Below are 14,700 nucleotides of genomic sequence, written 5' to 3' on the forward strand. Positions count from 1 at the left end.
GTTAAATAAATTAGTAAATTTTTTAATTGTTTATTTTTAGTGATCAATGTTAAAATCCGTTGGTTTAATTAAAACTATGATTTAAAAAAAAGGCATGCAAAAACGGTTAAATTTCAGCATGCCTTGTTTTATAGTTAGGAGAATAACTTATTATTTAATCCAACGTGGATCTCCAACTTTTCGATCAATCAAAGCCTGATTTTTAATTGTGAAATCACCTGTTGCTGCATTAACAAATTGTGGATCTAATGCAGTTCCTTCCGGATCCGATTTGAATGGTTCAATTGGTGCAGCCTGATTAAGAGTTGCCGCATTAAAATAATTATTATTTGTAAATGTCGGATTTTTAGTTGTTGATTGATTAGCATATCTTGCTACTGTTGCAGCAAATATTGAATTACGAACAATTGCAGCATTATCAGCAAAACGAACATATAATATTTGAAGACCACTAGTAGCAATTGTATTTGTTACACCATACAAAGTGCAATTTTCAATTATTACATCAGTTGTAACTGCACCAAATACTGTAGCATTATCTGATCTAATAAAAGCAGCTCCCGGAACACAATTATTAAATGTACTTTCTTTAAATTTAATTTCATCTGCAAAAGCAGCTCTAAAGTCTACAAACGATCCTGTTCCAGCAGTTCCAACATTAGTTACAACTGAATTTTCTACAATTATTGATGGTATATTTGCATTAATACCAGTACCAGCTCCAACTAATGTGCGCTCATAATCATGAATAGTACATCCACTCACTAAAAGCTTACTATAATTTCCACTTACTGAATACCTTATAACATCTACTTTATTACCTGCTGATGCAGGAGAACCTGTTAGATCCAAATCAATCAAATTAATATCACCTGTAACTCCAGTCGCGAAAGGCGCCAAAGAAAAACTAAGTTTTAATTTTGGTTTATCAAAACTTCTTAAACCTCTAATAGTAATTGGTTTATTCAATACAATAGTACTAACCTGTGAAGTATAATCTCCAGGCTTTAATATTAATATATCCCTTGCAGCTGCATTAGCTATTATTGTAGCTAAATCATCCGTTGGACTAACCTCTGTCCCATCTGAAAGATCAATACCCGTTTTGATTGCCTGAGACCCCCTTCTTGAAGTATTGTTGAATATATCTGCAGTATATGAAGTCAAAGAACTTAGCCCTGTAACAACTGCAATTCCAGCTGTTTTTTCCTGAGCAGTAATAGTATGTGTAACTGTAGGTTTCGTTTCGTCAGCCGGTGTAAGTACTATCCTTGTAGCAGTACTATTCGGAACCCATCTTAGAGTAGCTTCTTTACCAAGCACATCACCAGCCTGAGCCACTAAGAAAATTTGTTCATCTAAAGTTTGAGCCGAAGTCTCTGACCATTTTGAATCTTCTTTTCCTCTGTTACTTATTGCTTTCACTCTTATAGAATAAAGTGTTTCTCCTTCTAAAACTACCGTTACCGGCAATTGATCAGCAGTAACGTTTAATTCTTTAAAAACAGTACCAAAATCTGTGTCGTTTGCACTAAACTGAACCACATAATGATCATCAGATTCGTTAGTATCCCAAATTAATTCAACAGATGTTCTATTACGCACTGTAGCCTTCACATTGGTTGGGGAAAGCTCACGATTAGTATTTAATTCAGTAATAATATCCTCTGTATGACTTTCACAACTGCCCGCTATCACTACTAGCATAGAAGCGGCAATTATTCCTTTGAATATATTTCTTTTTTTCATAATTTCTTTTTCTACATTAAAAATCACATAAAAGCATTATTGATTTGGATATCCATAATCATTTACCAATTGTCCACTACTACTACTTATAAAGTTCAGCCAAATAGGCCAGAACTGACGGTTATCTGGATTAACACCAGCCTTATATACCGAATTAATTTTAGCATCATTCAAATTATTCCATGTAAAAGATGAATAATCAGCTCCAGGATTTGTAGATTCACCACGATTTAGTCCATAGATTTGTAAAATAGTAGTATTGTCTTGTCCTCCATATTTAGATTCATTAGCCACATCTTTTACATATCTATAATATAAAGTACCCGGCACATCTGCATACTCATTAGCTCTATCACGCAAATTGACCATTTTCACTTTAGTTTCATCTAATTTAGTTTTCAAAATATTCCAACGAATTAAAGCTTGTTTACGTTCCATTTCACCAGTAAATTCAAATTTATGCTCTTTTACAATAGCATCAAACATAGCTTCCTTTGAAGATAATGCATTTACATATGCATCCACTTTAACAGCTCGGTCAGCAGGCGCAAAAGCTCTTTCTCTAATTTGCTTCAAATACGGAGCAGCTGCAGCCGGACCTTCTAATTCATTAGCTGTTTCAGCAGCGATCAACAATACTTCAGCATAACGCATATATACTTTATTTACTCCGTCATCACTCGCAGCAGTAACTCTTCTCTTCATCCATTCATAACGATATTTACCAAAATACCATGTATTTAAAGCTACCAGTTCCTGTTTAGCAATACCATTGACAGCTGTACCCCAACGATAAGGTACACAAGTTACATCTCTACGGGTATCTTTTTCGTCAAAATCATAAAAAACAGTAGGCAGTGGTCCAGCGGAACCTCCTGGTCCCGATCCATTTGACTGAAATTGATTTGGTGACTGATTTTTAACCGCAAAACTAAACAACACACGCCCACGACCTTCGGCAAAAGGAATCTCCCAAAGTGATTCTCCTCCTGCAGTTATATAATCCTGGTTCACATTTCTCCAAAATCCTTCAAAAGTAGAATTTAACTGTGCTGTACCACTTTGAATTACCGAACGTGCTTCACTTAAAGCCAAAGCATACATTTTATCAACAGACAAATCCGGATCATTACTTTTACGGATTCCATCAGGATATTGCTGGTATCCTGAAGCTACTAAAGCCAAACGTGCTCTTAAACCTTTTACAAAAGCTTTATTAATACGCTCAACGGTTGTAGTCCCGGATGATCCATTAGGCCATGCTACCAATGCAGAAGCTTCTCCTAAGTCAGCAATAAGTTGTTTATAAATTACATCACGATTTGTTTTAGGAAGATATATAGTTTGGTTGCCAATAGGTTCAAAACGATATGGTACATCACCCCATGCTTTCATTAAATCAGCATAATAAATAGCACGCAATGTCAATGCTTCACCTAAAAGTTCTCCCATTTCAGTTCCCGGGGATGGATTTCCGTATTGGCGAAGACCTCTAATAGCAATATTTGCACGCTCAATACCTCCATACATAGAGGCCCAGGCATTATCAGGTGTATTCATTTGAATGTTATCTATTCTGGCATCGTAAGTACACAAATCAGATTGTGCAGTAACGGATTGCGAATTATTATACCATTCAACATCTGTATTCATTCCATAAAATGGTATAAAACGACCTCTATAAGAATTAGTTTCCCCAAAAGGAACCTTGATTCCATCAATAGCTCCTTTAGCTAATCCAGGAGTAGAAAAAATTACAGATTCATCTAATGTTGATTTGGCCGGAGCATCTAAATAATCATCTCCAAGCTCCTGGCAGGCAGTAAAAAGTGTAGCCAAAGCTAATCCTGCAATTATTATTTTATATTTCATTTTTTGTACTACTTTAAAATTAGAAATTAACATTTAGACCAAAAATCAACTGTCTGCTGCGTGGGTATGCTGATGAATCAACTCCCGGAGTCAAAGTCGTTTTTCTTCTTGTTGAAACTTCAGGGTCAGAACCTGAATAATTTGTCCATACAAATACGTTAGTAGCCGTCAAATAACCACGTAACTTCGTTAAACCTAAATGAGAGACAAAACTATCCGGAGCAGTGTACCCTAGAGTTAAAGTGTTTAAACGTAAGAAGGAAGCATCCTCCACAGCCCAGTCACTCATCACAAAGCGCCCCATATAAGGTGACCACATAGTTGTATTAGCATTCAAAGCTTCTAAATCTGTAGGATTTGTAACTAATTCTCCTGTAACTGGATTTAAATTAGTCCAACGTTTCCCGTCAGCCATAATCGCACTTAAATTTCTATACTCGCCATTGGTCTGATTAGCAGTTGAAAATTCAATTTTATCGGCATTGTAAACATCATAATCAAGAGCCCAGTTAAAAGCTGCAGACAAATCAAATCCATAAGCATTGGCATTGATTACCATACCCCCTGTATTTTTTGGAAGTGCACTACCAATAACCTCTTGATCTTTACTATCAATTATATTGTCACCATTCAAATCTTTTAATTTCATAGAACCAGGTTGTACTGAACCCACAGGGCCATTATCAACCAAACCACCTTTTAAAGTATATGTGGTTCCATTCCAATCAAAATCAGAAACTTCATAACGTCCAACATTTCTGTAACCATACATTTGTCCTAAAGCAGAACCCACCATTACCATATAATCATTAGTAATTTGAGTTGATGCCCAACCTGATGAGTATGGGAAATCTGGCATTATACCTAATGAATTGATTTTGTTTTTATTTATTCCTACATTAAATGCAAAGTTTAAACCATAATTTTTCCCTTCAATTGCAGCAATATTCAAACTAGCTTCAAATCCAGTATTTTGAGTTTGTCCCATATTACGATATTGATACTCATAGCCTGAACCAGCTACGGGAAATTCAATTAGCAAATCACTGGTTTTATTGTTGTAAAAATCTAATGTTCCACTAAGACGGTTATTAAAGAAACCGAAATCCAAACCTATATTTTGTGTAACAGTAGTCTCCCATTTCAAATCAGGATTAGCCATATATTTACTGTTGGTAGCCCAGCCACTAGAAACCCCATTTATTGTAGTTATAGGTCTGGATTCGAAGTTTTGAACTGTTTGGCCAGTAGGGATATTGTTATTACCAGCCTCTCCGTAACTAGCACGAACTTTCAACTGACTCAACCAGCTTTTATCTTTTAAGAATTCCTCTTCTGAAATTTTCCAGGCAGCAGCAAAAGCAGGAAAATACCCCCACACATTATTTCCTATAAACTTACTTGAACCATCAGCACGGAAAGTAGCTGTTAACAAATAACGATCTTTAAAACTGTAATTGGCTCTACCAAAAAAAGATAATAATTTATCATCAGGAGTATAGAAGTTATCTATAAAACGAGCCTGGTTAGTATTTGAAGGAGTACCTGTATAAGCTGGGTTAGGAACTCCTGACTGTGTTGTTAATTTTCTTGCGAGATTTAAATCAAAAAACTCAGGAAAACCATGAAGTGTATTTGTCAAAGTATTTGACGTAGTTCTAAGAGTTTCTTCTCCAGCTAATAAATCTAAATGATGATCTTTACCTAATAGTTTTTTAAAATCGTAAGTTAAAGTGTTCGCATTTCTAAATCTCACATCTTTTCTATCCGTAATTATCACAGCTGGCATCCCTTTAAAAGGAGCGTTAACATCTGGCGAACTATTAACATAATAGGTTGATGTCCCATAAAAACGAGCATCCTGATAATTATAGTTATCCAAACCTAATTCGGTTTTAAATTTCAAATTGTCAACCAGCTCCCATGAAAAACTCCCTAACATATTAAAATTTTTACGGGATTGTTCACGATCATTATCCCAGACTGAAAGCACTGGATTAACCAAGCTATTAGCTACATCTTCATTTGTTTCATCGCTAGAAATCCCTGGAATTGGTAGTGGCGCATAAGCAATAGAGTTTCTTAAACGGGAATCAGCTGATGATTTTTCATTTTGCTCATTTACGCCTCCACCATTAACTTGAGTATCTGAATAGCGCATTGTATAAGTTAAATCAATTTTATCATTCACTTTACTCTTCAATGCCAAAGACAAGTTATTACGCTTATAATCAGAGCCTAACATAATCGCCTTTTCATCATAATGAGCATAATTAAAATTGTAATTTAGCTTCTCATTTCCTCCTCTGATACCTAAATCACGGCTTTGCACCTCACCTGTACGACCAAAAATTTGTTTTTGCCAGTCATTTCCTTTCATCCCTTGATATATATCATAATCCTCCCAGTTACCAAAATAATTTGTATATGAAGCAGGATTAGAAGCTACTTTTGTACCCGTTCCCTGATTTAGAAGAGCATACTCATATTGCCATTTTACGTAATCTTCTACCGGTAAAACATCAAAGTCTTTCGCTCTTGTTTTCATACCGTAAAAAGTATTAAAACTAACCGCTAATTTACCGTCTTTACCACTTTTTGTTGTAATCAAAATTACACCATTAGCTCCACGAGAACCATAAATAGCAGTAGAAGATGCATCTTTTAAAACCGTCATCGTTTCAATATCAGAAGACGAAATATCACTCATACTGTTTACAGGGAAACCGTCAACTATATATAAAGGTGCTGCAGATTGTGTTAAAGACCCTCCACCACGAACTCTAATGCTAATTTCCGCATCAGGAGAACCTTCTGAAGAGGTTACCTGTACCCCTGCAATACGACCTGTTAAGGCTTCAGCCACATTTGGAACAGGCACTTTTTTCAGGTCAGTACCTGAAATACTGGCTACCGCCCCTGTCAGGTCAGACTTTTTAACTGATCCGTACCCTACCACGACAACTTCATTTAATGCATTGGCTTCTTCAGCCAAAACGATATTAATTGTTTTTTTACCGGCAACTGCTACAGACTGTGTTGTAAATCCAATAAATGAAAATTCTAAGGTTGCTTTTGAATTTGAAAGTTTCAATTTGTATTTTCCATCAAAATCTGTTGAAACCCCATTTTTTGTACCTTTTTCCAACACATTAACACCAGGCAAGGTCAAACCCGATGCATCTTTTACAACCCCTTCAACTGTTAGGTCCTGTGCACTTGCCTTAGTACTGGAAAGCAAACACAGTACAAAAACTGCCGCAAAGCAATAATTTGCTCCTTTATTAAAAAACTCCTTAAAATTCATAGTGTAGTGTTTAGTTATTATTAATTGTTTATAAAGTTCATTTATGGTTTTAAGATTAAATTCACTTTTTTAAGTCCTGAAAATATATTTTTTAATTCAAATCAACTTTTAAGTTTATTTCTGCAACCCCTGAAAACAAACATAAAAATGAATATCTAAAGCAAAAAAAAGTAATTTGTAATCGATTACACAAACATAAAAAAAAAATCTATATAAAAAATTATATTTCACAAAAAAATCATAAAATAAATTATATATAAAAAAATAATCTATTTAAAAATATGATATCTACAATTTATTTCCATAGATTCTGAGAAATATTCTTTTATATTTTTAAAGCGATTAAATTATTACACAAAATTCAATCGATTACATCATTACTAATATATGTATGAAATCGTAACAAAAAACAGATCTTAGGAAATTTTGTCATAATTATTTTCCAGAAAACAGATTGACATTTCTTATCATCACAAAAAAACCATTTACATATTATATAATTCAGGAATAAAAAAAACCCTTAAATAAAATTTAAGGGTAATAAAGCATAAATGAAATTTACCTACTACTCCATTTCCAATTTCAAAACAGTTTTATGTTTTTGCATTAAAATAAAGGTTATAAACATACCTATGATTGCCATTCCTACACCTATAAGATTTGGTGATGCATAACTGTATCCGGCAGCTAGAGGAAGACCTCCTAAAAAAGCTCCTAGAGCGTTCCCAATATTAAAACTACCCTGAAGCGCTGCCGAAGCAATCATTTCAGCATCTTTAGCTGTTTTAATCATTAACATCTGAATTGGTGCTATCACCGAAAAAGAAATTGCCCCGGTTAAAAAAGTAAAAAGTAAGGACATATATTGATTAAAAGAGAAAAAGTAAATCATCAATAAATCAATCACCATTATAAATAATAAAGCCAATACAGTAGGCGCAGGCGAATACTTATCAGCCAGTTTACCTCCGACGAAATTCCCAACAACCATTCCTAAACCTGCTAAAATCAATATATAGGAAACATCCTCTGGCGAAAACCCGGAAATATTAATCAATAAAGGAGCGATGTAGCTTATCCACGCAAACAAGCCTCCAAAACCAATTGCTGTAATCCCAATGATTAACCATGCTTCTGTTTTTTTAAAAAATTTCAGTTGTGTCTTCATATTCACATCACCACTTTTTTCTAAATTAGGCATCCATAAAGAGATAAACAAAAAGGTAAGCAATCCAACAATTGCAATTAATACAAAAGTATAACGCCATATTAAATGATGCCCAATATAGGTACCAATTGGAACACCAATTAAATTAGCCAGTGTTAGTCCTGAAAACATAATAGCAATTGCCTGAGCTTCTTTTCCTTTCTCTGCCAAACGGCTTGCGACTACAGCCCCTACTCCAAAAAAAGCTCCGTGTGGCAATCCGGAAAGAAATCTCGAAGCGAATAAAACGTTATAATTAGGCGCTATTATTGAAAGTGTATTAAAAACCGTTAGCATCAAAGCTAAAATTAAAAGCATTTTTTTAGGAGGAAAATTTCTTCCGAGGATAACCAATAATGGCGCACCAATAACGACTCCCAAAGCATAAGCTGAGATTAAATATCCGGCAACGGGAATTGAAACTTTCATGTCCGAAGCGATATCGGGCAGTAAACCCATCATTACAAATTCGGCTATACCAATTGTTAAACCTCCTAATGAGAGGGCAATAAGACTTTTTTTCATTGTTTCTATAAGAAAAGAATAGGTTTTCTATGATGCAAATTTACGCCGGAAGCAACAGAATTAAATTGTATTTTTGTGATATAAAATTGTAAATTTAAGTTATGCCGAAATTAAATCAGTTTGAAACACTTGTCATTCATGAATTTGAAGAAGAGAAATTTCATCTTCCACCACATACGCATACTTATTATGAAATCATTTACATTAAAAAAGGAAATGGCATTCATCATCTAAACAACAACTTATTACCTTATAAATCAGGAGATCTATTTGTAATTTCTCCAGATGATGAACATTATTTTGACATCAGAAAAAGTACTTGTTTTTTTTATATCAAATTCACAGACCATTATTTTAATTCGAAACAAAACTTAACCTGTGATGAATTTTTAGTGCATACCCCGGAAAGTTTCATGCGCGACAAAACATTAAAAGAAACTGTTTTAAAATTAGATGATCCGTGTAAAACAATTTTAAAAAATACCATTGACAACATATCAGCATACAATTGCAAAACTGATGTTTCCAATTCGCCAATTGTATTTTATCAGATTCTTTCGGTTTTTGGATTGATTAAAGAAACCTTACGTAGTATGAATGTTATTGTTAAAGGGAATTCTATTGATAACGAACAAATAACTTCTTATATCCATCAGAATATTTATCAGCCAAAACTGGTTCAGATAAAAGTAATTGCAGATCATTTTAATATTGCACAAACCTATTTCAGCGCTTATTTTAAAAGGACTTTTGCCATTAGCTATCGTGATTATATTCATAATTTAAGAACGACGTTAATCGAAAAGCGTTTTCTAAATAACCAATTGCCTATTAAGCAAATTGCACATGAATTTGGTTTTACTGATGAAAGTCATTTATCAAATTACTTTAAGAAGCGAAAAAACATGAAACCAACAGATTATAAAAAACTATAGTCGTAAAAAACAAAACATGAAATTATATATCAAAAATATGGTTTGTGGCAGATGCAAGATGGTTGTAAAAACTGAGCTAGAAAAACTTGGCCTGCAAACTATTTCAGTTGAATTGGGCGAAGTTGAGCTTGAGAACACTATTAGCGAAGATCAAAAAAAACAGATTTTAAATCACCTGCGTATTTTAGGATTTGATTTAATTGATGATAAAAAAAGTAAAACAATTGAAAAAATTAAAACACTGATTATTGATTTGGTTCATCGCAAAAACAATGAACTTAAAACTAATTTATCTGATTATTTAGCAGAAAACCTTAATCAGGATTACAATTCACTGAGTAATCTTTTCTCAGAAGTTGAAAATACAACAATTGAAAAATATTTTATCAGTCAAAAAATAGAAAAGGTAAAAGAGTTAATTATTTACAATGAACTTTCGTTAAGTGAAATAGCCGATATTTTAAATTATAGCAATGTCGCACATTTAAGCAATCAGTTTAAGAAAGTAACAGGTTTTACACCAACCTATTTCAAACAATTAAAAGACAAAAAACGTATTCAGATCGAGAATTTGTAAATCTTGCAAATCATTCCCAAAATTTTACAATTATAAGTGCGTCATTGTTCGGAAATTTGTTTTTAATCCTAAATCAAATATCATGACACATACCTATCAAATTAGCGGAATGACGTGCAGCAGCTGCGAGGAAAAAGTAAAGAAAGCATTAGAAACAGATGACAACATCACAAATGCAATAGTTTCAAAAGATAACGGAACCGCAACTGTAACGATGAAAAAACATATTTCTTTAGCAGATTTACAAAATGCTTTAGACAATAAATATCAAATTTCAGAAATTAATAATCAGCATGAAGCTGGGGAAGACAGAAGAACCTGGCTTGAAACTTACAAACCCATTTTATTGATTTTCTTTTATATCAGTCTGGTTACGATTCTGATTCAGTTAACAAATCATCATTTTGATGTGATGCAGGCAATGCAGCACTTTATGGCAGGATTTTTTATCGTTTTTTCTTTTTTTAAATTGCTTAATCTAAAAGGTTTTGCACAAAGTTATGCCATGTATGATGTTTTGGCTAAGAAAGTTCCAGCCTGGGGATATTTATATGCCTTTTTAGAACTCGGATTAGGAATTTCTTATCTGTTGCATTTTAACCCGATATTTACAAATACAGTTACATTTATTGTTATGACTGTTAGTATTATTGGTGTTTTACAATCGGTTTTGAATAAAAAGAGCATTCAGTGTGCCTGTTTGGGAGCCGTTTTTAATTTACCGATGAGTACTGTAACGATTATAGAAGATGGTTTGATGATCGTAATGAGTTTGGCTATGTTGATTTCAGTACTATAATTTAACTAAATCTTGAGAATCATCAAAACTAAATCTTGTTATATTTGACCGGATATCAATAAGAAACAAAACAATTAAACTATAAAAAAATGAAAAAACTATTTACCGTCTTAGCAATCGCATTGTTTACAATTAGTCTTCAGGCACAGGAAACCAAACCAGCGAAAGAAAAAGCAAAAAAAGAATCTTGCTGCAAAAAGACTGCAACAGAAAAAAAATCTTGTTGCACAAAAAAATAAATGAAATCCTATTTCAACAAAAAAAGACCTCAAATTGAGGTCTTTTTTTATTATTAATGATAGTTGAATTATTTTAGACGAACACTCCATTCAAAATCCATTTCAGAAACCTGAACACCTTCTTCGTTTGTCCCGACAGATTTCATCCAGAACGTCTGTCCTTCTCCGGTTTCTATTGTTTTCCTGATAGCTTCTGCAATTAAGTGCCCATCGTTGCAGACAAATGTAATTCTGCCCGTAGCTTTTTTAGTAAAGTTTCCTTTATTGTTGGCAACCAGCATCGAAATTTTCTTTCCGCTTTCCTGAATTTGTGAGATTACCAAAGCCCCTGTAGTTAGTTCAGCTGCCATTGCCTGAACTGCAAAATACATGGAGTTAAAAGGATTTTGATTGATCCACCTGTGTTTGACTGTTACCGTACAGCTATTTTGATCAATAGCTTTAACACGTACCCCGCAAAAGTAAGCTGACGGTAATTTGAACAACACAAATTTATTGAGTCTGGAAACTGAAACTGCCATTTAGATATATTTTTTATGTAAAAATACAAAAAAACTATGCACGCACAATAAATTACAATGATTTTCATAAACCCCTCATATTTACTAACATAAACACCAATTTACGCTCTATAAATGTATAAATCAAAACAACACACTTGTTAAATTTTTGTTAACATTTGGTACTATGTAAAACAAGATACTGTTTTTTAGATATATATTTGCATAAGAAATTACTATATACTTTTAATCATGGAAACATTAACACCACTCATCATGGAAAAATCATCAGAAAAGAACACTGCGGCGTTCACGCATTTAAGCACATTAAGCCAATACATTATTCCGTTTGGGAATTATATTTTTCCACTAATCATCTGGACGAATTATAAAGACAAATCTGAATTTGCAGATCACCACGGAAAACAGACTTTGAACTTTCAGTTAAGCTTATTGCTTTACACTTTGATTTTAGCACTTATTGCCATCCCAATTTTTGTAACTGTGTTTTTGCAAAATCTTCCGATTGAAGCAATCATTAACGATGACGATTTTGTAATCAGAAATTTTAATCTTCAGGGAAATATTGGTCTTTTAAGTGTTGGGATTACAGCAGTCGTTCTTTTTGGGATATTAAAGTTTGTTGAATTCTTTTTAGTGATTTATGCTTCGATAAAAGCATCAAACGGAGAATTATACAAATATCCGCTAACGATTCCTTTTATAAAGTAATACTACTAAATATTAAAAGTTATAGATTCACAAGAGCCCTAGCCCTGACAAAAGCGGCATCCTTTTTCTGGCTCCTTTAGCCAGGAAAAGATACAGCGGATGGCAGGAAACAGCTCCTGAAAAAATCAATCATCAATCAAAATCATCAAATCATCATCAATCAAAAAACGAATTGTTCAATCTAAAAAAAACAAAATGAAATTATGAACATTGAAAACACAAAAGCACAGATGCGCAAAGGTGTTCTTGAGTTTTGCATCTTATCAGTACTAAAAGAAAAAGACGCATATACATCTGAAATATTAGACACTTTAAAAAACGCAAAATTATTAGTTGTTGAGGGAACAGTTTACCCGCTTTTAACAAGACTGAAAAACGACGGTTTGCTAAATTATCGCTGGGAAGAATCGACATCAGGACCACCTAGAAAATATTATGGATTAACCGAAATAGGGCAGACATTTTTAAACGAATTAAGCGGAACCTGGACAGAATTATCAGATGCCGTAAAACTAATCACCAATCAAAATCAATAATCATGAACAAAACAGTAAATATTAACTTAGGCGGGATGTTTTTTCACATCGATGAAGATGCATACTTAAAATTGACACGCTATTTTGACGCAATAAAACGATCGTTAAACAACTCATCAGGACAAGATGAAATTATTAAAGATATTGAAATGCGTGTTTCTGAATTATTAACAGAAAAACAAAAAAGCGAAAAACATGTTGTGGGACTGAAAGATGTTGATGAAGTGATTGCGGTAATGGGACAGCCGGAAGATTACAGACTTGAAGACGAAGAAAAACCAAATCAATCATTTAATAATAGTACTATAAGAAGCAAAAAATTATACCGCGATAAAGAAAAAGGTATGATTGGCGGTGTTGCTACCGGCTTAGGACACTATTTTGGAATTGACGCTGTCTGGATTAAAATTGTGTTCTTAATATTTGTTTTTGCAGGTTTTGGAACCGGTATTTTAGCCTATTTTGTATTATGGGTTGTAACTCCTGAAGCAGTTACAACCTCAGAAAAACTGGAAATGACCGGTGAGCCTGTGACAATTTCAAATATCGAAAAAAAAGTTCGAGAAGAAATTGATTCATTATCTGATAAATTTAAAAATGCAGATTATGATAAAATGGGTAACCAGGTAAAGTCGGGAGCTGAGAGAATAAGTAGCTCATTTGGAGACTTTGTCATGACGGTTTTTAAAATCTTCGCCAAGTTTTTAGGGGTTGTATTAATAATGTCTGGCATCTCTGTACTAATTTTGCTACTTATTGGCGTTTTTACTTTAGGAACGAATCTGTCAATGGATTTTCCATGGCAAAACTTTATTGAGGCCGGAAACTTCACAGGATATCCAATATGGTCATTTGGCTTATTGATGTTCTTTGCAGTTGGAATTCCGTTTTTCTTTCTGACACTTTTGGGTTTCAAATTGTTATCTCCAAATACGAAAACTATCGGAAACATTGCAAAATATACCTTGCTTGCAATTTGGATTATTGCAGTTGCAATTGCTATCAGTATCGGAATTAAACAGGCTACTGAAATATCATATGACAATAAAACTGTAGAAAAGAAAGCAATTAGTCTTTCCCCTAAAGATACACTTTATGTAAAATTCAGATACAATGATTATTATGCAAAAGACCTTGACCATCATCACAGAGACTTTGAATTTGTACAGGATTCTGCCAACAATGCGTTAATTTATTCAAATGATGTTCGCTTACATGTTTTGCATACAGACGAAACAACTCCTTACTTACAAATAGAAAAGAGCGCAAGAGGAAACTCATTTACAAATGCAAAAAAGAGAGCAGAAAAAATCAATTATAATGTTGACATTAAAGGAAATTATTTAATTTTGGATAATTATTTTCTTACAGACGTTAAAAATAAGTTCAGAGGTCAGGAAGTTGACGTATATTTATACTTGCCAGAAGGTCAATTATTTAAGCCGGATGCTTCGATACAAGATTATGATGATTCAGAGGATGATTTTTTCAATTTACACTTTAGCGGTAACTATAACTATAAAGTAGAAGGATCTAAAATAAAATGCCTTAACTGTCCTATAGATGAAAATGAACATGATGATGTAGCACAGGACACTATTGTAAATGATACTGTAAAAGAAGTTTCGATTAAAATTAACGGAGAAGAAGTTTTAAATGCTAAAAAAGGGAAAGGAAAACTAACCACTGATAAAAACGGAGTTATAATTAAAATTAACTAAA

The 14,700-nt window shown here is 33.4% G+C and carries 12 protein-coding genes; 7 read left to right on the top strand and 5 right to left on the bottom strand.

What is annotated here, in order from left to right; translation table 11 throughout:
- Nucleotides 1–150: 150 nt before the first annotated feature.
- The 4 genes from GXM16_RS07730 to GXM16_RS07745 all read right to left on the bottom strand — a co-directional run bounded on the left by GXM16_RS07730 (nucleotide 151) and on the right by GXM16_RS07745 (nucleotide 8,660).
- Complete coding sequence (locus tag GXM16_RS07730; protein WP_163393826.1) at nucleotides 151–1,749, bottom strand: DUF5123 domain-containing protein; 1,599 nt, start codon at nucleotides 1,747–1,749, stop codon at nucleotides 151–153.
- A gap of 36 nt (nucleotides 1,750–1,785) precedes the next feature.
- Nucleotides 1,786–3,621 (bottom strand): RagB/SusD family nutrient uptake outer membrane protein, encoded by a 1,836-nt coding sequence (locus tag GXM16_RS07735; RefSeq protein WP_163393827.1) that lies wholly within the window; start codon nucleotides 3,619–3,621, stop codon nucleotides 1,786–1,788.
- A 19-nt stretch (nucleotides 3,622–3,640) separates the two neighbouring features.
- A complete protein-coding gene (locus tag GXM16_RS07740) occupies nucleotides 3,641–6,928 on the bottom strand; it encodes a SusC/RagA family TonB-linked outer membrane protein (protein ID WP_163393828.1) in 3,288 nt (1,095 codons plus the stop codon).
- Between the two features lie 565 nt (nucleotides 6,929–7,493).
- Entirely contained in the window at nucleotides 7,494–8,660 is a 1,167-nt protein-coding gene (locus GXM16_RS07745; protein WP_163393829.1) for an MFS transporter, read from the bottom strand.
- A 101-nt stretch (nucleotides 8,661–8,761) separates the two neighbouring features.
- On the opposite strand from GXM16_RS07745, the gene GXM16_RS07750 reads away from it, so the two are divergent.
- The 4 genes from GXM16_RS07750 (at nucleotide 8,762) to GXM16_RS07765 (ending at nucleotide 11,210) form a co-directional block, all read left to right on the top strand.
- Entirely contained in the window at nucleotides 8,762–9,595 is an 834-nt protein-coding gene (locus tag GXM16_RS07750) for an AraC family transcriptional regulator (RefSeq protein ID WP_163393830.1), read from the top strand.
- 16 nt (nucleotides 9,596–9,611) lie between these two features.
- Entirely contained in the window at nucleotides 9,612–10,172 is a 561-nt protein-coding gene (locus GXM16_RS07755; protein WP_163393831.1) for a helix-turn-helix domain-containing protein, read from the top strand.
- 82 nt (nucleotides 10,173–10,254) lie between these two features.
- Nucleotides 10,255–10,971, top strand: a complete 717-nt coding sequence (locus GXM16_RS07760; RefSeq protein WP_163393832.1) for a heavy-metal-associated domain-containing protein — start codon at nucleotides 10,255–10,257, stop codon at nucleotides 10,969–10,971.
- Nucleotides 10,972–11,060: 89 nt separating this feature from the next.
- Entirely contained in the window at nucleotides 11,061–11,210 is a 150-nt protein-coding gene (locus GXM16_RS07765; protein WP_163393833.1) for a hypothetical protein, read from the top strand.
- Between the two features lie 68 nt (nucleotides 11,211–11,278).
- On the opposite strand, the gene GXM16_RS07770 is transcribed toward GXM16_RS07765, so the two are convergent.
- Complete coding sequence (locus tag GXM16_RS07770) at nucleotides 11,279–11,731, bottom strand: DUF4442 domain-containing protein (RefSeq protein ID WP_163393834.1); 453 nt, start codon at nucleotides 11,729–11,731, stop codon at nucleotides 11,279–11,281.
- Between the two features lie 255 nt (nucleotides 11,732–11,986).
- Between GXM16_RS07770 and GXM16_RS07775 the strand changes: the two genes are divergently transcribed.
- The 3 genes from GXM16_RS07775 to GXM16_RS07785 all read left to right on the top strand — a co-directional run bounded on the left by GXM16_RS07775 (nucleotide 11,987) and on the right by GXM16_RS07785 (nucleotide 14,699).
- Nucleotides 11,987–12,442, top strand: coding sequence for a DUF4870 domain-containing protein (locus GXM16_RS07775; RefSeq protein ID WP_163393835.1), 456 nt, complete (start codon nucleotides 11,987–11,989; stop codon nucleotides 12,440–12,442).
- A gap of 203 nt (nucleotides 12,443–12,645) precedes the next feature.
- Nucleotides 12,646–12,978 (top strand): PadR family transcriptional regulator, encoded by a 333-nt coding sequence (locus GXM16_RS07780; protein WP_017498072.1) that lies wholly within the window; start codon nucleotides 12,646–12,648, stop codon nucleotides 12,976–12,978.
- 2 nt (nucleotides 12,979–12,980) lie between these two features.
- Nucleotides 12,981–14,699 carry a PspC domain-containing protein gene (locus tag GXM16_RS07785; protein WP_163393836.1) on the top strand — a complete coding sequence of 573 codons (1,719 nt, stop codon included), beginning with the start codon at nucleotides 12,981–12,983 and terminating at the stop codon, nucleotides 14,697–14,699.
- Nucleotide 14,700: the final 1 nt, after the last annotated feature.

Source organism: Flavobacterium limi, assembly GCF_010645075.1.
Taxonomy (GTDB): domain Bacteria; phylum Bacteroidota; class Bacteroidia; order Flavobacteriales; family Flavobacteriaceae; genus Flavobacterium; species Flavobacterium limi.